Annotated in this window: 26 protein-coding genes; 16 read left to right on the forward strand and 10 right to left on the reverse strand. The window is 44.6% G+C overall.

Features of this window, described 5'->3' with window-relative positions; translation table 11 throughout:
* Positions 1 to 82 precede the first annotated feature (82 nt).
* Positions 83 to 976 (reverse strand): LysR family transcriptional regulator, encoded by an 894-nt coding sequence (locus tag J4N37_RS22530; RefSeq protein WP_252042420.1) that lies wholly within the window; start codon positions 974 to 976, stop codon positions 83 to 85.
* 160 nt (positions 977 to 1,136) lie between these two features.
* On the opposite strand from J4N37_RS22530, the gene J4N37_RS22535 reads away from it, so the two are divergent.
* Positions 1,137 to 2,006 (forward strand): Vmh family MBL fold metallo-hydrolase, encoded by an 870-nt coding sequence (locus tag J4N37_RS22535; RefSeq protein WP_252043303.1) that lies wholly within the window; start codon positions 1,137 to 1,139, stop codon positions 2,004 to 2,006.
* A 64-nt stretch (positions 2,007 to 2,070) separates the two neighbouring features.
* On the opposite strand, the gene J4N37_RS22540 is transcribed toward J4N37_RS22535, so the two are convergent.
* Positions 2,071 to 3,582, reverse strand: coding sequence for a DEAD/DEAH box helicase (locus tag J4N37_RS22540; RefSeq protein WP_252042421.1), 1,512 nt, complete (start codon positions 3,580 to 3,582; stop codon positions 2,071 to 2,073).
* 252 nt (positions 3,583 to 3,834) lie between these two features.
* Between J4N37_RS22540 and J4N37_RS22545 the strand changes: the two genes are divergently transcribed.
* The 4 genes from J4N37_RS22545 to J4N37_RS22560 all read left to right on the forward strand — a co-directional run bounded on the left by J4N37_RS22545 (position 3,835) and on the right by J4N37_RS22560 (position 8,438).
* Positions 3,835 to 4,263 carry a VOC family protein gene (locus J4N37_RS22545; protein WP_252042422.1) on the forward strand — a complete coding sequence of 143 codons (429 nt, stop codon included), beginning with the start codon at positions 3,835 to 3,837 and terminating at the stop codon, positions 4,261 to 4,263.
* Positions 4,264 to 4,740: 477 nt separating this feature from the next.
* The gene (locus tag J4N37_RS22550) at positions 4,741 to 6,096 is read left to right on the forward strand and encodes a TackOD1 domain-containing metal-binding protein (RefSeq protein WP_252042425.1); all 1,356 of its coding nucleotides are present in this window, start codon (positions 4,741 to 4,743) and stop codon (positions 6,094 to 6,096) included.
* On the forward strand, positions 6,083 to 7,399 hold the full coding sequence (locus J4N37_RS22555; RefSeq protein ID WP_252042426.1) for a glycosyltransferase family 2 protein: 1,317 nt from the start codon (positions 6,083 to 6,085) through the stop codon (positions 7,397 to 7,399). Before J4N37_RS22550 ends, J4N37_RS22555 begins: the two co-directional genes overlap by 14 nt.
* Before the next feature lies 1 nt (position 7,400).
* On the forward strand, positions 7,401 to 8,438 hold the full coding sequence (locus J4N37_RS22560; protein WP_252042427.1) for an HlyD family secretion protein: 1,038 nt from the start codon (positions 7,401 to 7,403) through the stop codon (positions 8,436 to 8,438).
* A 68-nt stretch (positions 8,439 to 8,506) separates the two neighbouring features.
* On the opposite strand, the gene J4N37_RS22565 is transcribed toward J4N37_RS22560, so the two are convergent.
* Positions 8,507 to 9,214 carry a lipoate--protein ligase family protein gene (locus tag J4N37_RS22565; RefSeq protein ID WP_252042429.1) on the reverse strand — a complete coding sequence of 236 codons (708 nt, stop codon included), beginning with the start codon at positions 9,212 to 9,214 and terminating at the stop codon, positions 8,507 to 8,509.
* A 239-nt stretch (positions 9,215 to 9,453) separates the two neighbouring features.
* Between J4N37_RS22565 and J4N37_RS22570 the strand changes: the two genes are divergently transcribed.
* Together J4N37_RS22570 and J4N37_RS22575 are read left to right on the forward strand one after the other, a co-directional pair.
* On the forward strand, positions 9,454 to 9,918 hold the full coding sequence (locus tag J4N37_RS22570; RefSeq protein WP_252042430.1) for a hypothetical protein: 465 nt from the start codon (positions 9,454 to 9,456) through the stop codon (positions 9,916 to 9,918).
* A 79-nt stretch (positions 9,919 to 9,997) separates the two neighbouring features.
* On the forward strand, positions 9,998 to 10,324 hold the full coding sequence (locus J4N37_RS22575; RefSeq protein ID WP_010452905.1) for a DUF4156 domain-containing protein: 327 nt from the start codon (positions 9,998 to 10,000) through the stop codon (positions 10,322 to 10,324).
* Between the two features lie 56 nt (positions 10,325 to 10,380).
* On the opposite strand, the gene J4N37_RS22580 is transcribed toward J4N37_RS22575, so the two are convergent.
* Positions 10,381 to 11,529, reverse strand: coding sequence for an aminotransferase-like domain-containing protein (locus J4N37_RS22580; RefSeq protein WP_252042431.1), 1,149 nt, complete (start codon positions 11,527 to 11,529; stop codon positions 10,381 to 10,383).
* Between the two features lie 130 nt (positions 11,530 to 11,659).
* Between J4N37_RS22580 and J4N37_RS22585 the strand changes: the two genes are divergently transcribed.
* Together J4N37_RS22585 and J4N37_RS22590 are read left to right on the forward strand one after the other, a co-directional pair.
* Complete coding sequence (locus J4N37_RS22585; protein ID WP_252042433.1) at positions 11,660 to 12,529, forward strand: AraC family transcriptional regulator; 870 nt, start codon at positions 11,660 to 11,662, stop codon at positions 12,527 to 12,529.
* A gap of 105 nt (positions 12,530 to 12,634) precedes the next feature.
* Positions 12,635 to 13,549 (forward strand): LysR family transcriptional regulator, encoded by a 915-nt coding sequence (locus tag J4N37_RS22590; RefSeq protein ID WP_005439159.1) that lies wholly within the window; start codon positions 12,635 to 12,637, stop codon positions 13,547 to 13,549.
* Between the two features lie 63 nt (positions 13,550 to 13,612).
* Here the strand turns inward: J4N37_RS22590 and J4N37_RS22595 are convergent, their stop codons facing one another.
* The 3 genes from J4N37_RS22595 to J4N37_RS22605 form a co-directional block, all read right to left on the reverse strand.
* Positions 13,613 to 14,485 (reverse strand): B12-binding domain-containing radical SAM protein, encoded by an 873-nt coding sequence (locus J4N37_RS22595; RefSeq protein WP_005439157.1) that lies wholly within the window; start codon positions 14,483 to 14,485, stop codon positions 13,613 to 13,615.
* 291 nt (positions 14,486 to 14,776) lie between these two features.
* Positions 14,777 to 15,580, reverse strand: coding sequence for an SDR family NAD(P)-dependent oxidoreductase (locus tag J4N37_RS22600; protein ID WP_252042434.1), 804 nt, complete (start codon positions 15,578 to 15,580; stop codon positions 14,777 to 14,779).
* Between the two features lie 172 nt (positions 15,581 to 15,752).
* Positions 15,753 to 16,787, reverse strand: a complete 1,035-nt coding sequence (locus J4N37_RS22605; protein ID WP_252042436.1) for a DUF4382 domain-containing protein — start codon at positions 16,785 to 16,787, stop codon at positions 15,753 to 15,755.
* Between the two features lie 249 nt (positions 16,788 to 17,036).
* Between J4N37_RS22605 and J4N37_RS22610 the strand changes: the two genes are divergently transcribed.
* Positions 17,037 to 17,276, forward strand: a complete 240-nt coding sequence (locus J4N37_RS22610) for an HP1242/YdcH family protein (RefSeq protein WP_010452898.1) — start codon at positions 17,037 to 17,039, stop codon at positions 17,274 to 17,276.
* Positions 17,277 to 17,337: 61 nt separating this feature from the next.
* Here J4N37_RS22610 and J4N37_RS22615 read toward each other — a convergent pair whose 3' ends face one another.
* Complete coding sequence (locus J4N37_RS22615) at positions 17,338 to 17,991, reverse strand: cupin domain-containing protein (RefSeq protein ID WP_252042437.1); 654 nt, start codon at positions 17,989 to 17,991, stop codon at positions 17,338 to 17,340.
* Between the two features lie 202 nt (positions 17,992 to 18,193).
* Between J4N37_RS22615 and J4N37_RS22620 the strand changes: the two genes are divergently transcribed.
* The 3 genes from J4N37_RS22620 to J4N37_RS22630 are packed head-to-tail and all read left to right on the forward strand — an operon-like array spanning position 18,194 to position 21,062.
* Entirely contained in the window at positions 18,194 to 19,336 is a 1,143-nt protein-coding gene (locus J4N37_RS22620; protein WP_252042438.1) for a hypothetical protein, read from the forward strand.
* A complete protein-coding gene (locus J4N37_RS22625; protein ID WP_252043304.1) occupies positions 19,326 to 20,252 on the forward strand; it encodes a metal ABC transporter solute-binding protein, Zn/Mn family in 927 nt (308 codons plus the stop codon). The genes J4N37_RS22620 and J4N37_RS22625 overlap by 11 nt, the downstream gene beginning before the upstream one ends.
* Positions 20,253 to 20,255: 3 nt before the next feature.
* Positions 20,256 to 21,062 (forward strand): metal ABC transporter permease, encoded by an 807-nt coding sequence (locus tag J4N37_RS22630; protein ID WP_252042440.1) that lies wholly within the window; start codon positions 20,256 to 20,258, stop codon positions 21,060 to 21,062.
* 128 nt (positions 21,063 to 21,190) lie between these two features.
* Here the strand turns inward: J4N37_RS22630 and J4N37_RS22635 are convergent, their stop codons facing one another.
* Together J4N37_RS22635 and J4N37_RS22640 are read right to left on the reverse strand one after the other, a co-directional pair.
* On the reverse strand, positions 21,191 to 22,537 hold the full coding sequence (locus tag J4N37_RS22635; protein WP_252042442.1) for a DUF1501 domain-containing protein: 1,347 nt from the start codon (positions 22,535 to 22,537) through the stop codon (positions 21,191 to 21,193).
* A 5-nt stretch (positions 22,538 to 22,542) separates the two neighbouring features.
* Entirely contained in the window at positions 22,543 to 24,027 is a 1,485-nt protein-coding gene (locus J4N37_RS22640) for a DUF1800 family protein (protein ID WP_252042443.1), read from the reverse strand.
* Between the two features lie 440 nt (positions 24,028 to 24,467).
* On the opposite strand from J4N37_RS22640, the gene J4N37_RS22645 reads away from it, so the two are divergent.
* The 3 genes from J4N37_RS22645 (at position 24,468) to J4N37_RS22655 (ending at position 26,765) form a co-directional block, all read left to right on the forward strand.
* On the forward strand, positions 24,468 to 25,187 hold the full coding sequence (locus J4N37_RS22645; protein WP_180826995.1) for a beta-ketoacyl-ACP reductase: 720 nt from the start codon (positions 24,468 to 24,470) through the stop codon (positions 25,185 to 25,187).
* 365 nt (positions 25,188 to 25,552) lie between these two features.
* Positions 25,553 to 26,122, forward strand: a complete 570-nt coding sequence (locus J4N37_RS22650) for a hypothetical protein (protein ID WP_252042444.1) — start codon at positions 25,553 to 25,555, stop codon at positions 26,120 to 26,122.
* Positions 26,115 to 26,765, forward strand: a complete 651-nt coding sequence (locus J4N37_RS22655; RefSeq protein WP_252042445.1) for a hypothetical protein — start codon at positions 26,115 to 26,117, stop codon at positions 26,763 to 26,765. Before J4N37_RS22650 ends, J4N37_RS22655 begins: the two co-directional genes overlap by 8 nt.
* The last annotated feature ends 8 nt before the right edge of the window (positions 26,766 to 26,773 follow it).

The raw sequence follows: 26,773 nt of genomic DNA on the forward strand, positions 1-26,773 counted from the left end.
AAAAAGCCGCTGAGATGATCAGCGGCTTTCTATTTAAGTAACCACTGGATGTTCGTTTTAACGTGAATGTTCAGAAAAGTGCTTACCAGCGCTTGGATTCCGACATGCTGGTGGAGAGGTGGTCGATAAAGGCTCTTAATAACGGTGTGACTTGTTTACGTGTGCCATAGATGGCATGAACGCCTAACGTTTTTGGGTGCCATTCTGGTAACAGCTGAATCAACTTACCCTCAGTGAGCAAATCCTTCACGGTTGGGAAAGGCTGTAAGCTGATTCCGTTACCATTTAAAGCGGCAGCAAGCAGTACTTCTGGGGTATTCGCGCTGATATTGCCTTTGATGGAGACTGATTCATCACCGTTTGGTCCAGAGAATATCCACTCGGAACGACCAAAATAGCTAAAGGAAAGACAATTGTGGTGTCCTAGGTCTTGGGCGTTTAACGGTGCGCCTTTTTGTTCGAAATATTTGGGGGAAGCACATATCACCGAGCGGCATTCACCTAATTGCTTTGCTACGACATTAGCAGGCAACTCATTGGTGATGCGTATGGCAAGATCAATGCGTGATTCCACGAGGTTTACGGTTTCATCTGTCGACACAATATCAATCGCCACATCAGGCCACTGTTCAACAAAGCTTGTGATTGCATCAATGAGGAAGCTACTCACAATGGAATAGCTTGCGGTAATACGCAATTGACCTTTTAGATTCACTCGATTTTGGTTTCGGATTCCGCTTAAGGATTCTTCAAGTGCAAGTAGCTCTCGTGCAATCTCAAGTGTCTCTTTCCCTGCACTGGTTAAGCTGAGACTTCGAGTTGTGCGGTGGAGTAAACGAGTATCCATCCACTTTTCGAGCTCACCTAAATAGCGTGTCACTTTAGTCCGGGACATGTCGAGATGCTCTGCTGCTGCACTCAAACTGCCACGCTCTACGATCGTGACAAAGACGTTCATTGCCTCAAGTCTGTCCATTTTGCTGCTTCACCTTAAGAAAATTACCGTCACAGTATATGTCCGGATTTTGCAACAGTGAAAGTTAATTTGCTGTCTATTTCATCTAAAACCAATCAAATAAGATGGCCTCAACACTAAACGAGCCGCATGAGTTGGTTCTCTAATACGGAATAAGATGATGAATAAGCGTTCAATTACTCTACTGATCACAGCACTAGCGGCATCGAACTATGTGTCGGCTGCTGACTTAGCGATTACCCACTACAACCCCGGTGAAAATGCGATCTTTCCTGCAAGCTCTGTGCTTGTTTCTGGTGAAAAAGAGCTGACGTTGTTTGACGCACAATTTAGTGTCAAAGACGGAAAAAAGTTGGTGGAACAGATTAAAAAGAGTGGCAAAGAGCTGTCGATGATTTACATCAGCAGCGGTGACCCAGATTATTATTTTGGTTTAGAGCCTATTGTTGCGGAATTCCCTGATGTGAAAGTGGTTGCGAGTGAAGCGGTTGTTAAACATATCGAGCGAACAAAAGACGCGAAACTGGCGTACTGGGGACCTATTTTGGAAGAGGGGGCACCATCGAAAATTGTTGTGCCTACTGTACTCAATGACACGACTTTGACGCTTGAAGGTAAGCGCATTGAAGTAAAAGAAATCAATACTCATGATGCTTACCTTTGGGTGCCTTCGGCGGAAACGGTATTTGGTGGTGTATCGGTTTACAGTGGCGTTCATGTTTGGATGGCGGACACTCAGTCGAAACAAGAGCGTGCTCAATGGTCCCAATCGCTGGAGCGCATGAAAGCACTGAAACCAAAAACCGTGATTCCTGGACACTACCTAGGTGATATGCCGAAAGGTGTGGAAGGTATTCAGTTCACCATGAACTACATCGAAGATATTGAGCAGACGTTAGAAAAATTAAGTAAGCCATCATCAAGCGAGATTTCGGCAGTGATGAAGGCTAAGTACCCTCAGTTTGCTGCGACAGAAGGCGATCTTGAACTGGGCGCGAAAGTGCTAAGTGGTGAAATGGAGTGGCATTAATCTAAGCCTGCTACTCACCATACTGCCAAAAAAACAGCCCCTCATTGTGAGGGGCTGTTTTTTATTACTTAGCTACTTGCGGACGTGGCTTGCGACGTTGTCCTGATGGCTTGTTGCCTGACGGTTTACCGTTTGAAGGCTTTGCGCCTGATTTGTTCGTATTAGGCTGTTTGGTATTCGGCTTGTTACCGCTTGGCTTGTCGTTTGTGCGAGCTTGACCATCACGGTTGCCTTTTGGCTTACCAGCGCCACCTTTGCCAGATTTGTTTTCGCCTTTACCGTTTTTGTTGTCACTGTTGAAACGACGCTTTGGTTTGTTGTTACCGCCGCTGTTTTTCTTCTCAGCAGTTTGGCCGTTTTCACCTTCTGCTTTTGGCTTCTTAGGCTTTTTCGGTTTCTTTGGCTTGATAGGGCGGGTATCAAGCTTCGATTCCGGCAATACGTTAGTTGGTGCGTAGCCTTCTAGCTCTTTACGAGGAAGCAGCTGTTGAATCAAACGTTCAATCGCAAACAGCTCTGATGCTTCAAGTGCGCACACTAGAGAAATCGCTTTACCCACTTCACCAGCACGACCAGTACGACCGATACGGTGAACGTAGTCTTCAGCTACTTTTGGCAGCTCAAAGTTAACCACTTGAGGAAGCTGAGGAATGTCGATACCGCGCGCAGCGATGTCTGTTGCGACTAATACGCGAACTTCGCCAGATTTAAAGTCAGCTAGAGCTTTAGTACGTGCGCCTTGGCTCTTATTGCCGTGAATTGCAGCTGCTGTAATCTTTTGGTCGATTAGGAACTTGGCTAAGCGGTTTGCGCCATGCTTGGTTTTGGTAAATACCAATACTTGTTTCCAATCGCCATCTTTGATCAGCTTGACCAGCATTGGTGCTTTCTTCTTCACGTCTGCTGGGTAGATGCATTGTTCTACGGTGCGTGCTGTCGAGTTTGCTGGGTTAACTGAAATCTCAACAGGGTTGTTGACCAGACCTTTCGCAAGCTCACGGATTTCGTTTGAGAATGTCGCAGAGAACAATAGGTTTTGACGTTGCTTCGGTAGCAATTCAAGAATCTTGCGAATGTCGCGAATGAAACCCATGTCAAGCATGCGGTCTGCTTCGTCCAGTACTAGCATTTCTAGTTGGTCGAACTTCACTGCATTTTGGTTGTATAGGTCCATTAGGCGGCCTGGTGTTGCAACCAATACGTCTGCACCTTTACGCAGGCGAAGCATTTGTGGGTTGATCTTCACACCACCAAATACCACTGCACTCGTTAGAGGTAGGTGACGGCTGTACATGAATACGTTTTCTTGTACCTGGGCAGCAAGCTCACGAGTTGGTGTCAGCACCAATGCGCGGATGTGGTTGCCGCGTACGCGTGGACCGTTTGACAGACGTTCAAGAATTGGCAGCGTAAAGCCCGCCGTTTTACCTGTACCAGTCTGTGCTGCTGCCATTACGTCTTTCCCTTCCAAAACAGCAGGAATTGCTTGAGCCTGAATCGGCGAAGGGGTGTCGTAGCCTTTTTCCTGAATAGCCTTAAGGATTGGAGCAGATAGACCTAACGAGGTAAAACCCATATGTATGATTCTCAATTGTCGAGTTTGATAACAAGGCGTCGATTTTATGCGCGACGCGAAAAGTGCGACATTCTGAGGCTTTTAGGCGTTAGCTTCAACTATTTCTGTCATGGATAATTTTTTGAAGCAGATCTCATTTCTCACGATAGCGTTAAAATGCAGTCTTTACCTCAAGTTTGCTTGAGGTTTTAGAGTGTTGAACAAGCAAAAGGAAAACTAAAACGATAACCCAAATTAACAAGGAACAACGTTATGAAAAGCTATGTTGAACACGCCAATATCTCTGTCGTAAATGCGCGCAAAACCATTGAATTTTTAACGACTGCTATTCCAGAGTGGACAATCCGTGGCAGCGGTAAGCTTGATGACTGGTTTGGACGTCCCATCGAATGGTTTCATGTCGGAGATGAGCATTCTTACATCGCGATCTCCGATGGTGGAGATGGCGATGCTGGGCATTGGACTACACATTTTACTGGCATGAAGCACCTCGGCATCGTCGTTCCTGATGTTGATGCGCTCGTCGCTCGATTAAAAGAAGTGGGTTATGAGCTTGACCACTGGGGGGCCGATCACCCATTTCGTAAAAACGTCTATTACTTGGAAGATCATGGGATGCAGTTTGAGTTTGTCGAGTATTTATCTGATATATATAACGAGCGAAACGATTACGCTTTGTGATTGAAAAATAAAAGTTAATAGATTGGTTGCTACTTGTGTGAGGTAAAGTTATTAATATTGATAATTCCGTCTTAACTATGAGACGGGGTTGTATGATTAAATGCTGATCATCAAGGATGTGCTTTTAAAAATATAGTGGTTATTAAAGGAATTATATACCAAGTTAATAATAAATTCAGCTTATTAATAAAGGTTCCTCAATGCTTTTTCGTAGTCATATTAACTTAAAATATACATTAAAATTCCTATCAATGTGGTTTGGTTTCATTCCTCTCGTCATTAATTGAACCATAAGGCTATCAGTGCGAAATATCTGCTCTGTGGCCCTTTATTTGACACTTTAAAAATTAACTTCTGTTGTGCCTGATTATGTTATTTCAGGTTCCCAGCATTTCACACGTTTCCGTCGATTAAATAATAGTAACTTTCTATATTTTAAATGACTGGAGCGTTAAAATATTTGTGTGAGTAATTAGTATGTTAATTGGGAATGAAACGTTCTATTGGATTGGCGATAAACCAACAGAATATGAACTTGAAAATGTTATATATATTAATGATGTAGAATCGCTTCCGTTTGGAATGGGAGGCATGTTTTGTATAAATGTGTTGGAACCAAAGCAAGTTGATGGAATTCTTAACGCTTTTTACCAAAATGCAGGACGATGGAGTTGGTCTGTCTATACAACGATTGAAACGCCTTATTCTCGAAGTGTTAGTGATGGCATTTTTGATATGGCGACTTCTTTAAAAGCATGGCAAAGCTCGCGAAGTCGCCTTGAATCGGTATCTCAGGTGACGTCGTTAGATCCGCTGATTGGCTGGCTTGGCATAAATAGAAACCGCAGATTAACGGCGATGAAAAGCCTTGAATCATCTTCAATTTATACGTATCCACTGATAGAAGCGTTTTACCCTGACATTTACTCAACCTATCGCTACGTGTTGTCCGAGAAAGCACGAGATATTTTAGAAAGTGAACAACTGATGGATCGTATTCGTGTCTGTACGCATTGCAATAGCGGCCACTTGAATTACGTTGAAGTTTGCCCTCAATGCAGCAGTATCGACATTGAGTCTCAGAGTTCGCTCCATTGCTTTACTTGTGGTCACGTTGGTGAGCAGCAGTCATTTCAACGCCGCGGTAAGTTGGAATGCCCAAAGTGTTTAACTCAACTAAGACACATTGGTGTGGACTATGACCGCCCTCTAGAGAATCACGTTTGTAATCAGTGCTCTAATCTTTTTGTTGAAGCAGCAACGATGAGCCAATGCTTGAGTTGTGATGAGAAGATGAAGGTTGATGATCTTATTGTGCGCAAGCTGTACCAATACCGTTTAGGTGAAGCAGGAGAATACATATTCCAGCACGGAAAGTCCTCTCAAGCTCCTGAGCTCTCAATCAAAGGTAAGGTTGAGAACAGTTTCTTCCAGAACTTACTCGCGTGGCTAAATAAAGTCGCTATGCGCCACAAAGAGCATCACCTACTTTTGGGGTTACACCTTCCCTCGTTAGATGAGTACGGAAAGCAGCACGGTGACGCCAAGCTTTTCTCCTTGATTGATCAACTGACTAAGCGTCTTAGTGAGATATTCAGAGATACGGATATCTGCTGCCAATTTAAGCAAGATGTGCTGCTGGTGCTCATGCCGAATACCGAAACGTCTAGCTTATCGGTATTGCAGAACAAACTCTCGGCACTGGGCAGCCAAATTGAAGATGAAGAGTTTGAACTCAATGTCTTCTCATGGGCACTTCCTCAAGCAAGTATTGAAGATGGCGTAGCGGTATGGTTAGAAACACTGGTTGGTGATATTTATGCTGCAAGATAGTCTTGTTCTGCTTGATTATCTTCGCGGGATGCTGCTTCATAATGAAGAGCTGTGGCTACTGCTATTCCCCGTCATGATTATTATCGAACTGCCCTTGTATCTGTTGGTATTAACGGGCATTTTTCGATGGTCTTATAATCTGGAAGACGTTGAGTTGACGCAGTTTCCATCGATCAGTTTTGTCATTACTTGTTATGGCGAAGGGGATGCGATTGGAATCACCATCGACACTTTAGTTGAGCAAGTGTATCCGGGTCACATTGAAATTCTCGCCGTTGTAGATGGCGCGGTACAGAACCAAGATACTTACAAAGCCGCGTTGAACGGTGAACTACGTCACGCTGGAGTTCGTAACCGTAAAGTGCGTGTTATTCCGAAGTGGCAACGTGGCGGGCGAGTGTCGACTCTTAACGCCGGTTTATCCGTTGCTCAAGGCGAGATCGTGATTAACGTCGATGGTGATACCTCCTTTGATAACGACATGGTGTTCACCATGATGAAACAATTTACATCGAAAGATGTGATTGCAAGTGGAGGAGCGCTACGGGTTAGAAATCATGACGCCAATATTCTGACAAAAATGCAGTCCTTGGAATACATGTTGTCCATGCAAGCAGGCAAAACTGGAATGGCAAAATGGGGCGTATTAAATAATATTTCAGGTGCGTTTGGGGCTTTTAGAAAAAATTTACTCAAACAAGTGGGTGGCTGGGATACGCATACAGCAGAAGATTTGGATTTAACTATGCGTTTAAAACAATATAAGCGACGCTATCCAAACAATAAATTAGTTTTTGCCACACATGCGATTGGGCATACCGATGTTCCAGATACCTTAAAAGGGCTAGTTATGCAGCGTTTAAGGTGGGATGGTGATTTGCTTTTTCTATTTTTGCGTAAGCACAATGAAGGATTATCACCATCTCTTTTAGGGTGGGGCAATTTTCTATTTACTCTCGCTTATGGTGTGGTTCAAAACGTCTTATTACCTTTGTTAGTTGTTATTTTTACTGTGTATATGCTTATAGCGTATCCGCTTAAATTTGTTTTAGCGTTAATGCTGTTGCTGTACTTAACGTATTTATTTCTCTCTCTAATCATATTTATTGTTTATATCGGGCTAGTGTCTGAGAGAAGAAAAGAAGACTTAAAATTTACGAAATGGCTATTTCTATACCCCGTTTATCAGTTTTTCATGCGCCTAATAACGGCGTTTTCGATGGTAAATGAGGTAGTAAGACGCAGTCACGAAGAATCTAGCATGGCACCTTGGTGGGTATTGAAACGAGGCAAAAAGTTTTAGTATGAAAGTTAACTTTCACTTAGATAAAAAGAACAAGCCACAATCTGAGAGTGGCATGAAAGTCGTCTACGGTCAGGCGAAGCGTGGTGGTTATCGACTTCGTTGGTATCTGATTTTGGCAATTGTTATCAGCCCGCTGTTATTTATGGCTTATTACTTGTTTAAGACGCAGATTTTAGTGACTGCGCCCGGTATCGTGACCTCTTATCCATTAACGATAACGGCGACTCAAGCCGCAATTGTTGGACCGATTTCGGCGAATGTCGGTGACGAGGTAGGCAAGGGGCAGTCTTTAATTCTATTGGCAGATAGTGCGTTAAACAAAGAAGTCGAGTTTTTACAAAAAGAGTTGGTTTCGTTGTCCAATAACAAGGTTCAAAGTACTGATGAGCTGTACCAGCAAGCGATAGCCAGTACCAAAACAAGCCTCGCTAAGGTGCAACAAATTCAGCAAAAGTACGACCAATTTAGAAAGAAAGGTCAGGTGTCAGAAGTGGATTACGCTGCGGTAGTTAACGTGAGCAATGCTATTGATAGCCAATTGAGCGACCAAGAAATAGCTTACATCAATGCCAAACGTGATAGAGAGCAATTGGCATTGGCGGGTCCGGTTGCACAACAGTATCGAGCGTTAATGCAAGAGCTTGTCGTAAAGCGTGCCCAACAAGAGAGCTTGACGTTTAGAGCACCGTTTAGTGGTCGAGTTTTGGATATTCATGTTCATGAAGGTCAGCGCGTTACAGAGAATGCACCATTATTGACGGTAGCTCAGAACGTAACGCCAGATATTACCGCGTTTCTAAACCCTAAGTATCTGGATTACAGCCAAAAAGGAACCAAAGCGAAGGTCATCTTCCCTGACGGAAAAAAGTTATCTGCGACAGTGTCAAGACCGGTTGAAGTGGTTAACAAGCTCCCCCAAGAGCTGCAAAGCCCGTTTGAAGGTCAACCAGCGTACCTGAAAGTCACATTATCTTTTGATGAACCCGTAGAGCAAACGAGATGGATTGAGGGTGTTGAAGTGGAAGTTCGTTTTTAATTTAATGAGTTGGATAAGTGAGAAAAGGGACCAAATGCTCCCTTTTTTGATGAATATCGCGAATAGACTCAACGCTTCGCGTGATCCAAAAACGCTTGAGTCAGCGTTTGAAACAACGTATCAACACTTGGTTTTTGTTCTATATGGTCGAATAGGGGAGTATGAACGTCGCCACGAATATCATCGTTATGCCCGCAAAGGCGATTACATAGCTTTACTGGTTCAACGATTTTTTCTACGTCAGCATCTATGAGAATACAGGCTTGAGAGAGCACTACTTGTCCTCCGCCTTTTTTCAGTAAGACACGTTGTGCTGTCCCAACCACTTTTTTCCCATCAATATTTAAGTTGTATTCGCCATCACAATAGGAGTTTGGCGTAGCGTGCACATCAACTTTGACACCTAACTGTTTAAAAAACACGGCGAGTACGGAACATAAGTCGAGATACGCTTTTTTAATGTCGTAAGGTTGACCTTCAGGCCAGTGGTAGATGTGAGAGAGGTTTATGATCCCCGGAACCTGTGGAACTGGTGCACCGCCGGTTTTACGTGAAAACAGCCTCCAACCTGAGTCTGCTAGATCTTGTGCTAGTTGCTCTGAAATTGTCCACTTCTTACCTGCTGGAAGCACTAGCGTAGGGCTTTTGACTTGCCACAACAGTAATACTTGAGAAAGTTGACCAGATTGAACAAGCTTGATTAACTCGTCTTCTTTGCTGAATACGTCAGCTACTTCTTTAGATTGGTAACGGATCAGTTTGTTTTTCGAAGTCAAATTCAGTCCCTCTTGCCGCTTACTCCTCTGTTTTACTCTAATTTGGTCAAAAAGCAAATCGCCTAGTTATTTATGTTTTCTATTAAATTATTAACTAAAACATAAACTTAATAAAAATCCATTTAATTAAGCTAAATTTTAATGATTTTGTTTTGAGTGCAAGTGTTGCGTATGCAATGGTTGTTGTGTAATCTTTTTTTGTACCGTGAGTCCCAACAACATGAAAAGAGAAAATCGCTATGAAAAAGACACTCAGCTTTGCTCATCGAATCACCTCTATTAGTGCATACCTGCTCATCATGAGCTTTTTCACCAGTACAGTCGCGGTTGAGTTGTTTGGTGATCATCACGCAATTTTGGCGGTTAAAACTTATATCTCGTACGCGATTTGGGCAGTTGTCCCTCTTATGGCAGCAGCTGGCATAACCGGATCAAAGATGGCTCCGAATGTGAAAAAAGGACCTCTAGCGGCAGAGAAAAAGCGTATGCCTTTCGTTGCGATGAACGGCATCTTGATTTTGGTTCCGGCGGCGATTTATTTGCAGCATTTAGCCGCAAGTAATCAGTTTGATACGACCTTCTATGTTGTTCAGTTGGTTGAGTTGCTTGCTGGTTTCACGAACCTAACATTGATGACGCTGAACATTCGCGATGCGCGTGCATTAAAGAAGCCTAAGAAAGCTCCTAAACGAGCGGTTATGTAAAGCATAAAAATAATTTGTTGGTCATTGTCTAAACGATAAATAGAATCCGCAGACTATTTAATTCTAAGGCGATGAAATTATGAAAAAGTTAATGACTGGTGCAGCATTAGCAACGTTATTAACTGGTTGCGTGACGTTCCCAACCCAAGAGTCTGAGCAAGTTAAAGTGATTTGGGACGATGCAAGTGCAATTGCGAACTGTCGACACCTAGGCACCGTAATCGGCTCTGAGGGGCATTTCTATGATTACTGGTTGCATGCAGATAAAGATATGGTGTGGGGAACACTAAACCAAATGCGCATCAAAGCGGCAGAGCTAGGAGCCAATACTCTTTACTTGTATCAACCACTTGGCTTCTCAAGCTCAGTGACCATGTTCGCTAACGCGTATCAGTGTCAGAACTAAAAGAAAAGCAGACGTTAACGTCTGCTTTCACCGCTATAATTTCGAATGGGATTCAACTAGATTTGCTTCAGTACGTCTGCTAAGCGTGTCACCGCCACTTTCAATTCTTCTGGTGTTGCATTGGTGAAGTTAAGACGCAGTGCCGCTTTCACTTCAGACCCTTCTGGGTAGAAGACAGGGCTCGGTACAACGGCCACACCGTTAGCAAGCAGTGATTTTGCCAGCTCAAAGGTATCGCACTCTCGGATCTCTACCCAAACAAACATACCGCCATCAACAGGCTTAAGTACGCAACTTGCTGGGAGCTGTTTTTCTAGCTCTGCGTACATCACATCGTAGCGAGACTTGTACAGTTCACAAATGGTGCTGATGTGGGTTTCGAAGTTGTCATGTTGAAGCAAGCCGTGCAGTAGGGCTTGCATCGGTACGCTTGAGTGCAGATCCGCACCTTGTTTGATTTTAATCAGCGGTTCTAGGTAGCTAGTTTTACCCGTAACCACACCGATACGAAGACCTGGTGATGCAATCTTAGAGAATGAACGCAGTACGATAGAATTCTGTGGACAGAAATCAGAAACCAAAGGCAAAGCTTCACCAGAGAAACGCAGCTCGCGGTACGGTGCATCTTCAATGAAAGCTACATTGTATTGAATACAAAGTTCTGCAACCTTTTGACGCGTTTCTAGTGCCCAGCATACGCCCGTTGGGTTATGGAAATCTGGCACCGCATAGAACATCTTCGGTTTTTGCTCAGCGAAGCACTGCTCTAGCTCTTCAAGGTTTGGACCGAATTCTGTTTGAGAAACAGTCACGATGTTTGCTTGAACCAAGCCAAACACCTGCATCGCACCAAGGTAGCTTGGGGCTTCCATTACGACTTTGTCACCCGGATTCACATAAGCGCGAGCGATCAAATCCAAACCTTGCTGAGAGCCCGTAGTGATCATCGCTGTGTGTGTTTCAGGAAGCTTGAAGTAACCGTTTAGGAAGCTAAGTAGCGGTCCATAGCCTGCGGTTGAGCCGTATTGGAACACCTCTGGCATGTTGGCCAAGTTTTCAAGCGTCGGCTTCATTAAGTCGATTGGGAAGGTCTTCTCATCTGGCAAACCGCCAGCAAGCGAGATGACGTTTTTATCGCTAGCGGCAGCGAGGATCTCTCGAATGTACGATGACTTTACTTGTTGTAGTGACTGTGCGATTTCCATGTGTTGTGTTTCTCGTATTTTTTAATTTTGGTTTTATTCAGAAGATAGTACATGGGATTTGCTAACTTAAGTGTGTCCATTTATGCTGTTAAACATGTCCATTTATGCTATTTCAATCAAACGCTAAATTATGAGTCAGCAACAGGTTTCCAGAATCAATGACGTACTGTTCTACATTCACCAAGACATTAGCAGAGAATTATCCGCTAAAGAGCTAGCCGATGTAGCAGCGTATTCTGAGCAGCATTTCCACCGTATTTTTAAAGATGTGGTGGGGGAGTCGATTCATCAATACATTCGTCGCACGCGAATGGAATACGCAGCAAATCAGTTGATGTTCGATACCAAATCGTCGGTATTAGAGATTGCCAATAAGTGTGGATTCAGTTCTGTGTCGTCATTCAGCCGTGCCTTTAAATCTACGTTTGATATGTCGCCCGGTGCTTGGCGCAAGCATGATTTGCACGTCGCAGAAAAACCGTATCTCAAAGATCCAGAAGTGGCCGCGGGTTACCATCGAGTGGCGAAGCGTATTTTGCCTGAGCCAAAGATTGCAGAAGTGCCACAACGCTTTGCTGCTTATGTTCGCCATGAAGGCTACAATCGTTCTATTCGCAATGCTTGGCTGGTACTGAAGGCGTGGGCAAATTCAGAGAATCGAGACTTTTCTACTCAATATGGTTTGCATCATTCCAACCCAGCTTGGGTTGAGTTGGACAAATGTCGTTACGTGGCGTGCATGGCCATTGATAAACCGCTTAAGTATCGCGGAGTGGTGAACCAGATGACCATCCCGGGGGGCTTACATGCGGTGTTCAGGTTGACTGGTGTGTATGGTGAGTTGCTTCCTCAAATCAGTATGGTGTTGGAGAAATGGTTGCCAAACTCGGGCTTCAAACAACGCTCGACTCCTGCGTATGTGCATTATCATCAAAACCACTTTTTAAATCATGAAGAAGCGTTTGAATTAGATTTCTACTTGCCTATCAGTTTCTTCTAGCAATTTCTTTTAAAAAGCTTTGCTTCACGTTCAATGCTTTACTATTGTGTCAGATGAAAATGCCCGACATTGACGTCGGACTTTATAGAATAAGTTGAAAATGAAATGAATATAGAACATCTCAAACTTTTCGTTCGTTTGGCATCAACGCACAACATCAGCATGGCAGGACAAGAGCTTGGATTATCGCCAGCCGTTGCCAGTGCTCACATCAATAAGTTGGAAGAAGGGCTTGGCGTTCGCCTTGTGCACCGAACCACACGTAAGGTCTCATTAACGGAAGAAGGTCAGGCATTTTTGCCACACGCAGAAGAAGTGCTTGCAACGGTAGAAGCGGCACGAGGTGCGGTCGGAGTAGGTCATAGTGCACCAACTGGCACGCTTCGAGTAACGGCTCCAGCATCGTTTGGGCGTTTGCATCTTGTGCCTGCTCTCAAAGGTTTTATGGCGGCTTATCCGGAGCTAACGGTAGATTTTCGTTTCTCTGATTCCATCATTGATATGGTTGAAGGCGGGTTCGATGTCGCGATTCGTCTTGCAGAGTTGAAAGACTCAACGCTGGTGGCACGCAAACTAGCACCAGATCGTCGCATCATTGTTGCTTCACCAGAGTATTTAGAAAAGCACGGTACGCCGAAAACACCGCAAGAACTTGCTGAGCATGAATGCGTGACGCTAATGGGATTGGACAATTGGGTGTTTGAAACCCCAGATGGTCATTATGCGATGCGCGCTTCGGGAAGCTTTAGAACCGATAACGGCGATGCGATGCGTGATGCTTGTATTGATGGGCTTGGTGTGTCGATTAACTCAATTTGGAGTGTCTACAAACAGCTTCAAGCCGGTGAGTTGGTCGAAATCTTGGAAGACTATCCATTGGTGATGAACGCTAGCATTTGGGCCGTTTATCCGAGCTCACGTTTGATAGCACCTAAAGTCCGTGCCTTTATTGATTACTTTGCCGAGTATTACGGGCAGCCACCTTACTGGGAAACCGAACTGGCTACCCATCAGAAATAAACAAAAACACTTTCCAATCGGAAAGCGTTTTTTATTGTGTTCATTTAACGAGAAAGAGAACGACTACCAAGAGAAAGTCTGGATGACGTTGTCTTTTGCCATTGGGTTAGATGCAATCGCGTGATTGATGTTTCTCAGAAAATCCTCGCGTGAATCCAACAGCCAACCTTTTTGTGGAACGATGTTGTTACCATGGTCGCCCCAGTAGAAGGTATCAATGTTCAAGTTTTCGAGTAAATATTTCTCTTCTTCAAGCACTTGAAGTTGAGTTGGCATAATGAACTCACCATTCTTCACTTCTTGTTCCATTACCGTGCCTGGCTGAATCGCAAGTGCCATAGGAGCAATTTGCTCAGGATTGATTTGGTTCAAGATGTCTGTTGTCGCAATAATGTGTTCTTTTGAACGTTCACGACCACCAAGACCAAAGATGAAAGACAGCAACACTTCAATGCCAGCTTCTTTCGCCATTGCCATGCCTTCTATCGCTTGCTCTGGTGACATGCGTTTTTTAATGCGCTCAAGAACAACGCGGTCGCCAGATTCAAGGCCAGAATAGGCCATATCTAAACCCGCATCTTTCAGTTCTTTCAATTCAGCAATGGTTTTACGGCGGAAATCGTTCAGTCCACTGTAAAGAGAAATCTTTTTGCATTCAGGAAAGGTTGAACGCAGTTTGTCGAAGATCTTAAGCAAGTAATCCGTACGTGCCGCCATAACGTTACCATCAATCAAAAAGATCGACTCTACGTGTGGGTAGATCAAGCGTGCTTCTTCAATGTCTTTAATCACGTCTTCAATAGGGCGTACCTTAAAGCGTTTGTCATCAAACATGCTGCAAAACGTGCAGGTGTTGATGCTACAACCCAATGTAGTTTGGATTAAGATGCTGCGGTATTCCGGCCATGGTCGGTAAACTTTGCCCTCATAGTTCATAGTTGGATCTCCAGTTAAAAGCGGGACGATTCGATGTCATCACTCGCGAAAGATAATGGGAACGAACGCGTTTGAGTCTGGCGTTTTTCCCGATGGCTGAAGATTAACAAGAGAAGGGTTTGTTGATAATTGGCCTTTATATCGAATAAGTTTTTAGATTTTATTGAAAATGAGCAATAGTGGTAGCTTCAGAAGCGCAGAGACGGAAACGTGAGAAACAGAAACGCTAGTACGTAAAAACAACAACACCCAGCCGAAGCTAGGTGTTTAAGAGGAATCAACCGTGTTGAATTAAGCGAGTTTAGCAATCACTGCTTCAATCGCGTCTACCACTTGTTGTGATTTGGTGTCATTCAACGCATCACGATGAGGAGCGGCAAAAGCTTCAATGTCATTGTCGAAGTACGAGCCATGCGCTTGCGCAAATTCATCCGATAGTGCAGCACGAATTAGAATGTCTGCGCCCAAACTGATGTCATTACCCGCGATACCGTAAGCGTCTTTCACCATTTTGCTGCCAAGGAATGATTTTGGATTGACGGAAACCACCATCGGGCCGACGTTTTTCAACTGCAATCCCATAACGCGTGACCACATGGTCAGAGCCAGTTTACTTTGAGCATAAGCTTCACCATCTGACAGTGGTTTATCGCCCATCAAGGCTTCGATGCTCACTGGCGCTTGTGCCGCAGAAGATAGGTTTACGACACGACCTGTGTTACCAAGTAGTGGTAGCAACTCTTTTGTCAGCATGTACGGCGAAATGGTGTTAACGGCAAAGCGCACATCAAGACCTTCTTGAGTTCTTGAATTAGGTGTCGCGAACACGCCTGCGTTATTAATGATCACATCCAGCTTGCCAAAGCGCTCTGCCACTTCCGTAACCATTTGCTCCACCGCTGTGACTGAAGACAGATCAGCAACGATGCTTTCCACTTTGCCAGCGTTCATCTCAATCAAGCTTTGCTCTACGTTTTGAACCTTTGCTTCGTTGCGGCCATGTACGATCACGTGGTGACCATCTGCCACTAACATTTTTGCTGTTTCTAAACCAATGCCGTCTGTAGAGCCAGTAATCAGGATGATTTTTTGCATAATTGAGATTCCTTTTGAATTCGATATGCAACAATCATAGTGGCATCTTTGGCGTTCGACTATTGGGAGAGTGAGGGAAACACTTTATAGAAATGATTGATAATCCGAGAGGGGTATAAAAAACAGGGCCGAAGCCCCGTTATTCATTTAACGTTTAAATGACTCTCAAAACTTAAAGGTTTGCGTTTGTGTCGCTGCCAGCAGAAACACTCAGTCCACTAGTAGATGTATAGATACTGAATGTTTCACCATCCACAATGCCTTCTTCTGAGTCATCGTTAGCGGTACAGGTGTAACCAATCGAGTAAGTGCCAGGTTCTACATAACCAAACTCATATTGATAAGTGGCACCTTCATCTTCTGTGGTCACATTCGCAGAAGCGATAGGGGCTTGAGACTCACTTGGGGCAAAAGACCCCATGTCTGCTTGCGCGATATCACCTTCATAGAGGTATACGGCATGCGCATAACCGTTGCCCGATGTCGTGTCAGTTTCGCAGCCTTGGTAGGTTGTGAGATCAACGTTGCCACCAAGATTACCAGTCGTAACCGTGTTGATTAGGCTGATTGACGTTCTTTGAATCGTGTAACCTTCGTCTTTACCCGTTGCATCTTTTAAGCCTCGACGTAAATCGAATTCCACCACGTAATCGTTGTTGTCTGGATTGACGGCAAATTGGTTATTGAAAAAGAGTACGCCAGAATTAGGCTCATCGCCGACACCTTGTGGGCACTTACCGTTACCCTTTACCGTTAATGGCATTTGGTTTCCTGTGCTTTCTTCAACGACGTAAGATGGGTATTCAGGATGGTCACCGTCGTTTGCAAAAACACACAGTTGGTAGTTACCAGTAGGAATCACTTCGTTATCAATGAGCTCCTGAGCGTCACTGCCTTGGAAGTCTAATAAGTTCACACTCAGTGGCAGCGGATCTGCATCATCCGGAAGAAGGTCACCTTCTTCATCAACGTAGTTGCCATCTTCATCAGTTTTGTAGACGTTGAAGATTTGAGGCTCCCCTTCACCAACAGGAAGAAACGCCACTTTGCTGTAGGTTACTACCACTTCAGAAACATCATCTATGGGCGCATCTGATACTGAAAGACTAACGGGCGTAGTTGCGCTAACTGAACTGCTATCTGAGTTACATCCTGTCAGTGCAAATATCACGGCAGCGCCAATCAGGCTAATTTTAAAAGTGTTCATTTGTATTTCCTTTTTAATACAAACCTCAATAAATGTAGCTGAAATTTAGCGATAAAAAATGTGTCTATTGCCAGATTATTGCAAGGCTATGTCAAGATTAGAAATGAGAACTTGTTTATTCAATGAGTTAAGTAAAAATGTGCTCAAGTCGACGATTTGATGGTGGATGAGATGCTATGGTTATGAATAAGCGTTGCTCAATAAATGAGCAGCTTCTTTAACAAAATACGCTCAGCCAAAGAGGTCTTTATGTTAGGCGAAAATCACTCACTAACTCATGAATTTCCGGAACATTTGGATACAATCACTCAACTTACGGCGAATGACGCTGACTTCGCTGAAAATGCTAAAAATTACAATACGCTTGATAAGGAAATCCGAGAACTCGAATTGCAAGGAAACCCTATTGACGATCATCAAATGAACACACTCAAACACAACCGTTCAGAGCTGAAAGATTGGCTTTACTCAAAAATTATGAGCGTGTAGTGATAATCTAGTACTGCATTAATGGCGGCTCGAACATTCGGGCCGTTTGTGTTTCTGAGTTTTAACCAACGGGTAGATGCCCTGTTTTTACCCAGATAACCGTTTCTTGAATAACAAAAGGAAAGTGCTCACTCATATGTGGGCTGCGCAGCCACGTGTGTTTTGGATAATTCCCAAACTCATCATTGAACTCCCCGGATAGTACGAGGATCTCCTCGCCACCAAAATGATGGTGTGGTTGAAACTTTTCACCTTTTGGCCACTTTACCAATGCAACGTGCTCGTGCTCAAAGTTGTGCAGTGGCATGACTTGCAGCCCACCAATCCCCGGCAACCACTCAGCTTGACTGGTATTAATATGCACCGTTTCGAGATCGTTAGGACCAAACTGGTTCAGTTTTACTAAGAGCACGCAGCCTTTCTTGCTAAAAGGTGCGTGTTTGCTTCCTGGAGGGTTGCGTAGGTAAGTACCTGCCGGATAGTCCCCATACTCGTCAGAAAATACGCCCTCAAGTACCAGTATCTCCTCTCCATGTGGGTGAGGGTGCGTAGCAAACTTCGAGTTTGGTTCGTACTTCACCAAGCTGGTTGTATGCCCTGACTCTTTCGCCTCTCGCTCTAATGGTTTGCGCCATACACCTGCCGCAGGGCTGGCTACCCAATCTTGATCAGAGGCTCTGATAACCAGTCTTTTTGAAAAGTCCATATTTAACATATTGAAATACCGGGTGATTATGAAGAGTGAGTCCAAGTGGGATTCATAATGATATTGAATGAATTGTAGATAACGCTTTCACAAGAGGAAATGTATTTTTCTGTTACATTTTCTTACATTCTCCTTGTTGAATACGAATTGTTATATTATAACATTGCGCAAATCTAAACGTTATAACATAACAATAAGCAAGGAAAATGCAGTGAATAAAAAATTGGTCTCTCTAGCGGTTGGTAGTTTGTTTGTCTCCCCAGTGTTTGCAGATACACTTTCGAATCCTCAGATTGGAGTGGTACTAGACGGTTACTATCAAGATGGACAGCGTCATAACTCAGAGCGCGAAGAGGGTTTTGGTCTTGGTCATACTGAATTAAATATGTCAGCAAACATTGATGACAAGTTTCATGGTGCACTGACGGCAGTACTAGAAAGCCATGGTGATGAGACAGAGTTTGTTTTGGAAGAGGCATTCATCGAAACACTCGCACTTCCTTACGGTTTGAATGTGCGTGCTGGTCGATTCCTGTCTGACTTTGGTTACCTGAATAATCAACACATGCACACCGACAGCTTTGTTGAGCGCCCAATCGCTTACCGTACGTTCCTAGGTTCGCATTATTACGACGATGGTGTTCGCGCAAACATCGTGTTGCCAACGGATCTATACGTAAAGTTTGGTGCTGAGGCGCTAAGCGGTAGCAAGATGTCTTCAGTTGAAGATGGCTCTGAAGTTGGCGTTTACACGACGACGCTGAAGCTAGGCAGTGATTTCTCTGAATCATCGAGTTGGCAGTTTGGCTTGAGCTACTTGTACAACAAAAATGGTAAAGTGAAAGAGTTCGAAGATCACGACCACGGTCATGAAGAAGAGCATAGTCACGACCATAGCCATGCAGCAGCAGTAACGGGTGAGAACCTTTACGGCGCTGACTTTGTATGGAAATGGGCACCAGATGGTAACTACAAGTACAGCAACTTCACGCTATCTGCAGAATACATGTTGCTTGACGGTGTGGTAGACAGCAAGTTCAAAGATGACGCGGAATCTCCAGACAAGCTTACCGCATACTACGTATCAGGTGTTTACCGCTTTAACCCAAGCTGGTCAGCAGGCCTGCGTTACGGTGAAGCAGAAAGCTACGACGGCCACGCACACGGTGACCACATGCATTTCACGGCACTAAACGATAAAGAGATGGATGCGATGATCGCATGGGATTCTTCTCACTTCGGTACTATCCGTGCGCAATACTCTCGCATTGATAACCAAGACAGCGAAACAGACAACGTATTCACACTGCAATACGTGATGACGTTTGGAGCGCACGGTGCACATGCGTTCTAAGCTGACGTTAAGAAAATGCAGTTTAGCAGTGATGGCGGCGGGGGCTGCCATCATTGCTTCGCCTGCTTCGGCTCTCAACATCTTCGTTTGTGAGCCAGAATGGAAAGCCTTTCTTGAAAGCCATGCGCCAGACGCCAGCATTTATTCAGCGACAACGGCTAAGCAAGACCCACATTACGTACAAGCTCGCCCTTCATTGATTGCCAAGATGCGCCAAGCGGACATGGCTATGTGCTCGGGGGCTGAATTAGAAGTGGGGTGGTTACCGATGCTGCAAGTTCGTAGCAGCAATGCAGCGGTGCAAAATGGTGCGCCGAGCATGATCTATGCGACGGACTTCGTGCGCATGTTAGATACTCATGATCACGTTGACCGCAGCATGGGGGACATTCATGCGCACGGAAACCCACATGTGCAGTTTGCGGCGAATGACATGGTTGCGATTTCGCGTGCTGTAACAGAACGTTTGAAGAGCATCGATCCAGACAACGCACAAAGCTATCAAGTGAATGGTATGAAGTTCCGCGCTCACTGGCGTAAAAAGCTTAATGAGTGGAATAAGAAAGCTGCGCCATTAAAGGGTAAACAAGTGGTGGGTTATCACGAAACCTACCGTTATCTATACGATTGGCTTGGCATGGAACAAATCGCTGACCTAGAGCCAAAGCCGGGCATTTCACCGACCACTTCTCACCTTCAATCTTTAACTAAGTTGGACTCGGATTCTTTTGAAGCGATTGTCTACTCGTCGCATCAAGACCAGCGTCCAGCAAACTGGCTACAGAAACAAACCAATAAGCCGCTGATTCAGTTGCCTTTGACGGTTTCTGATGGTGAAAGTTTGGATGAAATGTACGACCAAGTTATCGATGATTTGTTGGATGTGTTAGTGCAACCTGTTCCGGTGAAGATCTAAGCCATGGCAGATTATGCATGGCTATTACCAGCGGTGCTGTGTGGCTTGATTGCTCTGGTTGGTAACGTGGTGCTCGGGCAGCAAGTGTTAAAACGCCAAATTATCTTTATTGATTTGGCGGTGGCACAAGTTGCCGCCTTGGGGGCAGCGCTGAGTCACTATAGGTTGAACCAATACGCTCTCTTTTCTGGTTCTTTCTTTGGTGAAATGGTTGGTCCTTGGGTGATGTCGTTACTGCTTTGCGGTCTGATTGCCTTAATGGAAAAGCGCTACCAACAGCATTTGGAACCTATGATAGGTAGCTTGTTTGTGGTGTCTGCATCGCTGGCGATACTGCTGGTGAGCAAAGACCCGCATGGCGGAGACTTTATTCAAGGGATCCTTAATGGGCAACTGTTATGGGCAACTTGGGCTGACGTTTGGCCTTTGGCATTGATTACCGCTGCGATGTTGCTATTGGTATGGTTAAAACCTGCGTTTATGCAGGGCAGTGGTTTCTATCTGATCTTTGCTATCTTGATGCCTATTACGGTCAAGTTAACTGGCATCTATTTGGAATTTGCCTTGTTGGTGATTCCAGCTTTATGTGCGGCGGCATTAAAGGGAACTCGATTTTTTGTCGCCAGTATCAGCATCGGTATGGTTGGGATCATATCTGGCATTGCAGCATCGGCTCGTTACGATTTACCAAGTGGGGCGAGTATCGTGATCACCCTGTTTATTGCGGGTATGTTGTTCAATCTCTTGCTTCAGCCTTGGTTGCAAAAAGCGCAATCTGAGCGTGAAGAGCGAGAAGAAATCGCACAATGATAAAAAGGCTCCGCGTTAACGGAGCCTTTTGTTTAGCACTGCTTTTTCTTATTAGTAACTGCATGATGCGTTACTTGATTGCCTGATAACTCAGCTCTAAAACCCGAATTACTCTACTTCTTGCTATCTTAGCAAGGTTTGAAGATAGGGAGCGTCTGAGGTTGGATTGAATCTGTCAAAGTGTTATCCAGCGCAGGGAATAATTGATTAATTCCCGTTTCAGACAGCCCTAACCACGCCATTAAGCTCGCATGAAGCTGATCTGAAGAGATGGTTGGAATCACACGGCCACGTGAAAGCAAGTAAGGGCTCGTCTCAGATAAGTCTGGGTATTCACCCACTATCGCTTTTCCGGCCACACCGCCGCCCATGACTAATGCATGGCTTGCCCATCCATGGTCAGTCCCATCTGTGCCGTTCGGAATCAGAGTTCGACCAAATTCAGAATGCGTAAACGTCGTCACTTGCTCGAACAAGCCGTTGTTCTCTAGTGCTAATTGGAAAGCGGCCATGGCTTCTGCCAGTTCTTGTAGCAAGCCTGTTTGACGGCTGATTTGAGCTGAGTGAGTATCGAACCCGCCCAACTTACAACTAAAGTACTGCGCAGGATGCTGGAACTGGTCCTTATGCAGCAGCAGTTTAAAGACGGCTTTCAATTGCTTACCGATGCGCGTTTCTGGGAATACGTCTGGGATATCAGCATTTAGAATCGCACTGAACTGCTCGTACATTCTGGTTGAGTCCACGGCAACGCCTGCATAATGAGATTGGAAGACGTTGCCGTAACTACCAGTGCTCTGCAGTTGATCGAACAGATCGCGTGAGCGTTGATCGTTGAAAATATCACTTGGTGGTTGAGACCCAACCGAGTTGGATTGGGCTTCAATACAGTTGGTCCACACTTGTGTGCCGCCAATATCAAACATCGGTGACAACTCGTTCAGACTACGCAGCATAGAGCCAAGTTCTGTGGATGTTTTCGCGCCAAAGCCTTCTTTCGACAGTGACTTGGTGGCGTGAGACTGCACCATAGTGGATTGATGCGAGTGACTGAACAGGTGCGCCGGACGAGTGCTTTCATCGTAAATCACATTGTTGACGCGCTGAGTCAACGGACCGAGGTTTACCACAGGCACAAGGTTAGCACTGTCCCAAGAAGGTTTAAGGGCTGCCATCGCTGGGTTGAGTGCCAGTTTGGCCTCGTCGTTCACTGCGTCTAAGTAGATACAGGTTGTCTCATCCAAAGCCAAGTTGCCACGCAGCGCGCGGTATTGGCTGTTGGCGTTAGCGGCGGTTGGGATAAGCATGTTGTAGCCATCGTTACCGCCCGCAAGGTCGATACCAACCACAGCGCGATAGCCATTCTTGCATTGGTTAAACGAATCAGCAAAGGCTGGGAATGCAGCAAGGTTAAGCGCAGAAATCCCCACACCAGCGGAACCTGCTTGTAAAAATCGACGTCGAGTTAAGTTCATGGTGATTACCCCTGTGTAATGAATTCTGGTGAAAGCAGTGCGTTCATAACGAGATTCTTGATCTCTTTGCGCCACTTAGATTGGCGGCTTGGGCACTGAGCGAGGTAATCGAGATAACATTGACGTGCTTGCTCACTCATTTGGTAAGCAAACAAATGCTCGTTGAGGTAATCCACAACGCCTTCGTCATCAAAAGCAAGGTAACGGGCGAATAGCGCTTCATCCATGTACCAATCTTTGGCTTCTTCTTCAAATCGAGCGATTAACTCGCGGAATTGAATGCCGTATTGATAGATGTCGTGCCATTGATAAACGTTGAACTCAGGCGCAACCAGACCATTAAAATCAGGGTGGTTTGGCGCATCATCCGGTTGGTAGTAATAGAACACAGAAGGGGCAGACAGAGGCAGCGTTCTGTTATACCAGTTGAACTGCTTTGGCCACATCATCACACCGTCACGTCGCTTCACTTGTAGCGCGCGCATCGCATGCGTAAATACAGACAGTGGGTCACGCAGTTTGCCTACAGTGTTGCCAGAACGCAGCGCGTCTTTGTCGGTTAAAATCGCGATCACTAGCGTTTGCATATCGCCATCGGAGCGCTTGAATGCGCGGCGCACACGGCGAACGTAGCCCGCTCTAGGGTTACTGGTCACAAGCTTATTGATGAAGAATTTGGTCACAAAGGTGTAAAGCGTGTTTTGGTTCATCAAGAGTTCAATCACTGCTTCCAGTTCATCTACCGCGCTTACGCCGGCAGGGAACTTCTTACCAAGAATGTGTTTTTCACCCATGTCGTGTTCGCCACGCGGTTCCATCGGCTGGCTGTATTTGTCGTTACCGCGAATGTCGATGAATTTCCAACCGGTGAACACACGAGCCAGTTCTTCAATGTCTTCTTGGGTGTACGATGCAACTTCGTTATCTTCGGCATCCAAACGTACTTCACCGTTATTACGCAGTTTGACTGGGCCAAGCGTGAACAGTTGTAACAGCTCTCGTGCGTAGTTTTCATCTGGGGCTGTGAGCTCATTAGAAACGTTGTTCACGAAGGTCAGATATTCACCCATGATTGGGGATGTCGACACAAAACGAATCACATCTCGGAAGTTAGCAAAAGCGTTATCGAGCAATCCATCAAAGTATTGGCACATGTAGCGACGCTTAGAGGCGGCACTGAACGCCGGATCTTTCACGCTCACCACAAACAGTTGGGAGAGGGTATATGCGATGCGTTGGCGCAGAATGTCTTGTCCTTCTACCGTCATGCGCGTCCAACTGCTGGCGTAGTATAAACCTTGCCCTAAGTCGGGTACGTTAAGCTCATCTTGCTCAAAGTGCGTCAGCCAAGAAGAAGAGGGAATAAGTGTTTGTTGAGCGACCCAGTTTTCAATGCTTCCTGATTGAACAAGGTCATTAATGTCACGTCGGGAACCCCCGAACGTGCATTGTTGCAGCGTTCTTGCTGCGTCTATGTAAGCCTGATTCATTTTATCTCCCGTAGGTATTCTTATCTTTGTCAGGTAAGGCGTCTCTTTTCACGTCCATGTTTAAAAACACGCTGTATCTTTAAAATCGTAATCCAGATTTTTGATATCAAGAATGTAATACCCACAGGTTTAATGTGACTTTGCTGCCTAATCTAAAAATTATTCGTCTGAGCTTTAAATGAAAGGCGAGTTATTCAACAAAAAGCGCATTTGTTGCACTGGTTGATCGGCAGAACGGTGACGGAAACGAACTATTTGGCAAACCATCATCAAGTTGTCTTGATTAGTTCACATCCGACTCCCAGACTGTTTCTATAGTTTTTATAAGATATGAAAGACCCTGCGTATGAGAAGCGCAGCTGTAACGCGACTAGGCATAAAAACAAAAAACGCTAGGGATACAAGCGAATTTGTAATCTCAATATTTAAGGAAGACCAAGATGAAACCGGAAAAAGTAGCAGTAGTCACTGGTGCGGCTCGTGGTATTGGCCAAGCGATTTGTGAGCAATTACTGGAGGATGGATTCCACGTTGTCGGGCTAGATATATCACCCGTGGAATGGAGCCAGTCGGCGCAGCTAAGCAGTTATCAAGTCAACTTGTGTGATGCCGCAGCCGTCAGCGAAGTGGTAGAAAGTATCGTAGCGCAGCACGGAAGAATCGATGCGCTGGTAAACAACGCGGGCATCACTCGCGATGCACTGTTGCCAGACATGTTAGAGCAAGATTGGGACAGCGTTATCGACGTGAACCTAAAAGCGGTGTTCTTACTCACCCAGCGCGTTGCTCCTGTCATGCTAGAACAAGGTGCAGGCAGCATTGTCAGCATTTCTTCTATCGTGGGGACGGATGGCAACATAGGCCAGAGCAACTACGGCGCAAGTAAAGGCGGTGTAATATCGATGAGTAAAGGCTGGGCGAAAGAGCTATCAAGAAAAGGCGCACAAATCCGCGTCAATTGCGTCGCGCCAGGCTTTATCGCCACCGACATGACCAAGAACCTACCAGAGAAAGTGATTCAAATGATGGAAGGCAAAACCCCATTAGGCCGAATGGGCTCAGTGCAAGACATCGCCAATGGCGTCTCCTTCCTCACCTCCGACAAGAGTGCCTACATAACAGGTCAAGTACTCAAGATTGACGGTGGGTTAGTGCTTTAGCCCACTAACTTAACCTCAAATAACAAACGCCCTTCATCTGAGTGAAGGGCGTTTTTGTTTGGCACACTTTTGCCCCAACCTTAGTTACATTCTATTGAGCGTACTTTATCGTGCTGCGTTGTTTGATTAAATTATCCTAATCTCAGAAAGGTGTTTTAAAACGATGGAGTATCAAGGAAAGTTTGAGCAATCTATATTGAATCTACTCATAGAAAGAGAGTGTGAAGTAGTTCTTACCTTTTGTTTTTCAGAGCATTTATTTTTTGCATGACATTTATTTTACTTGATTGCATATGTATGATGATTTTGCAAGTATAAATCATGAGCCCTACCTATAAATCTTCACCTAGGATCAAACTAAAAATATGGATATCAATATTAAGCTGGTAAGCAAACCAGACAGACTATCATCAGCCACACTAACGGCTCTCTTGTCTCACTTTCACAAGGCCGTGGAGCAAAGTGTTTTCGAAACTATGTGTGATATGAATAAAAGAACAAGTCGCACTAAAATTCAAAAGTTCATTAACAACAATATTCACTTAGATGTTGATAGGGTCGAACGTGGCTCATTTATCCTATTTTTAGTGGGTTCGCTATCGGCAACTGTTACTTTATGTATTTATGAAATTATCAAAAGTAAAGTTAAAAGTAAGGTCACTGAAGATGAGATAAAAGCCTATGTTGAGGAGTACCAAAAGCCAATTTTAGAAAACTTGGAGCGTGATATTAAGAAAAAAAACAGGCTTGGATCCCTATATGTTGATGAAGTACAGTCAATAATGACTACCAATGACAAAAATATCATGAACCTTGACTTAGAAATTAAGCTATCAATGCCTGATAAAGAGCACACGCCAGTTAGCACAGAAGAGCAGATAAAGTATGTCGCTCATAAACTAACAATCAAAAATATGGATAGAGAAAATGGCTGAGTCTAAGTTTTTTTCCACTTATATTTTTCCTTTGCTACTCGCCCTTGCCGTGATTCCCCTAAGTGTATTGGTAACGCCGTATATACAGGACTTGGTTGCCCCCGAGAAAGAGGTACTTGTTCAGTTAAGTGATCCCCAAGAGATTTTGACGTCCCAAGAAGTAGGTAATCGTAAACATGAATTATTCGGTCAGAAAGTGGAAAACTCATATCTTATGACTATAAACCTGACAAATATTGGCAAGAAGACTATTGACGACTACCTATTTTCAATCGATGTCGACACGGATAAGAGACCTTCACTTTTCCGCGTTTTTTATACCACAGAGCCACGGCACACCTTTGGGAAAGTAGAATTTAGTAACGTCGGTGCTGCCTCAAAAAAGGTTGTGATTGATAATTTTATAGAAGGTAACCAATTAAACATTTCTGTAATTTCATCAGAGCTACTAAACATTAAGGCTACACCGAATACATCTGGAGTGAAATCTAATGTTGAGTTCAAAGAGGCTGAGTCGTCGTATACCAACTCTGATTTAGGTTACGTAGCAATCTTCTCCGCCCTGTTTGCATTTATGTTCAGGGTGTTATACGACTTAATTCCATGGTTAGCTTGTAAATTAAAAAGGAAGCCAGACGCATGATGAAATGA

The organism is Vibrio sp. SCSIO 43153, assembly GCF_023716625.1.
GTDB classification, from domain to species: Bacteria; Pseudomonadota; Gammaproteobacteria; order Enterobacterales; family Vibrionaceae; genus Vibrio; species Vibrio rotiferianus.

Excerpts from the sequence above, each read along its gene's own strand:
- J4N37_RS22530 (WP_252042420.1), bottom strand. The coding sequence starts at position 976 with ATGGACAGACTTGAGGCAATGAACGTCTTTGTCACGATCGTAGAGCGT.
- J4N37_RS22535 (WP_252043303.1), top strand. The coding sequence starts at position 1,137 with ATGAATAAGCGTTCAATTACTCTACTGATCACAGCACTAGCGGCATCG.
- J4N37_RS22540 (WP_252042421.1), bottom strand. The coding sequence starts at position 3,582 with ATGGGTTTTACCTCGTTAGGTCTATCTGCTCCAATCCTTAAGGCTATT.
- J4N37_RS22545 (WP_252042422.1), top strand. The coding sequence starts at position 3,835 with ATGAAAAGCTATGTTGAACACGCCAATATCTCTGTCGTAAATGCGCGC.
- J4N37_RS22550 (WP_252042425.1), top strand. The coding sequence starts at position 4,741 with ATGTTAATTGGGAATGAAACGTTCTATTGGATTGGCGATAAACCAACA.
- J4N37_RS22555 (WP_252042426.1), top strand. The coding sequence starts at position 6,083 with ATGCTGCAAGATAGTCTTGTTCTGCTTGATTATCTTCGCGGGATGCTG.
- J4N37_RS22560 (WP_252042427.1), top strand. The coding sequence starts at position 7,401 with ATGAAAGTTAACTTTCACTTAGATAAAAAGAACAAGCCACAATCTGAG.
- J4N37_RS22570 (WP_252042430.1), top strand. The coding sequence starts at position 9,454 with ATGAAAAAGACACTCAGCTTTGCTCATCGAATCACCTCTATTAGTGCA.
- J4N37_RS22575 (WP_010452905.1), top strand. The coding sequence starts at position 9,998 with ATGAAAAAGTTAATGACTGGTGCAGCATTAGCAACGTTATTAACTGGT.
- J4N37_RS22580 (WP_252042431.1), bottom strand. The coding sequence starts at position 11,529 with ATGGAAATCGCACAGTCACTACAACAAGTAAAGTCATCGTACATTCGA.
- J4N37_RS22585 (WP_252042433.1), top strand. The coding sequence starts at position 11,660 with ATGAGTCAGCAACAGGTTTCCAGAATCAATGACGTACTGTTCTACATT.
- J4N37_RS22590 (WP_005439159.1), top strand. The coding sequence starts at position 12,635 with ATGAATATAGAACATCTCAAACTTTTCGTTCGTTTGGCATCAACGCAC.
- J4N37_RS22595 (WP_005439157.1), bottom strand. The coding sequence starts at position 14,485 with ATGAACTATGAGGGCAAAGTTTACCGACCATGGCCGGAATACCGCAGC.
- J4N37_RS22600 (WP_252042434.1), bottom strand. The coding sequence starts at position 15,580 with ATGCAAAAAATCATCCTGATTACTGGCTCTACAGACGGCATTGGTTTA.
- J4N37_RS22605 (WP_252042436.1), bottom strand. The coding sequence starts at position 16,787 with ATGAACACTTTTAAAATTAGCCTGATTGGCGCTGCCGTGATATTTGCA.
- J4N37_RS22610 (WP_010452898.1), top strand. The coding sequence starts at position 17,037 with ATGTTAGGCGAAAATCACTCACTAACTCATGAATTTCCGGAACATTTG.
- J4N37_RS22615 (WP_252042437.1), bottom strand. The coding sequence starts at position 17,991 with ATGTTAAATATGGACTTTTCAAAAAGACTGGTTATCAGAGCCTCTGAT.
- J4N37_RS22625 (WP_252043304.1), top strand. The coding sequence starts at position 19,326 with ATGCGTTCTAAGCTGACGTTAAGAAAATGCAGTTTAGCAGTGATGGCG.
- J4N37_RS22630 (WP_252042440.1), top strand. The coding sequence starts at position 20,256 with ATGGCAGATTATGCATGGCTATTACCAGCGGTGCTGTGTGGCTTGATT.
- J4N37_RS22635 (WP_252042442.1), bottom strand. The coding sequence starts at position 22,537 with ATGAACTTAACTCGACGTCGATTTTTACAAGCAGGTTCCGCTGGTGTG.
- J4N37_RS22640 (WP_252042443.1), bottom strand. The coding sequence starts at position 24,027 with ATGAATCAGGCTTACATAGACGCAGCAAGAACGCTGCAACAATGCACG.
- J4N37_RS22645 (WP_180826995.1), top strand. The coding sequence starts at position 24,468 with ATGAAACCGGAAAAAGTAGCAGTAGTCACTGGTGCGGCTCGTGGTATT.
- J4N37_RS22650 (WP_252042444.1), top strand. The coding sequence starts at position 25,553 with ATGGATATCAATATTAAGCTGGTAAGCAAACCAGACAGACTATCATCA.
- J4N37_RS22655 (WP_252042445.1), top strand. The coding sequence starts at position 26,115 with ATGGCTGAGTCTAAGTTTTTTTCCACTTATATTTTTCCTTTGCTACTC.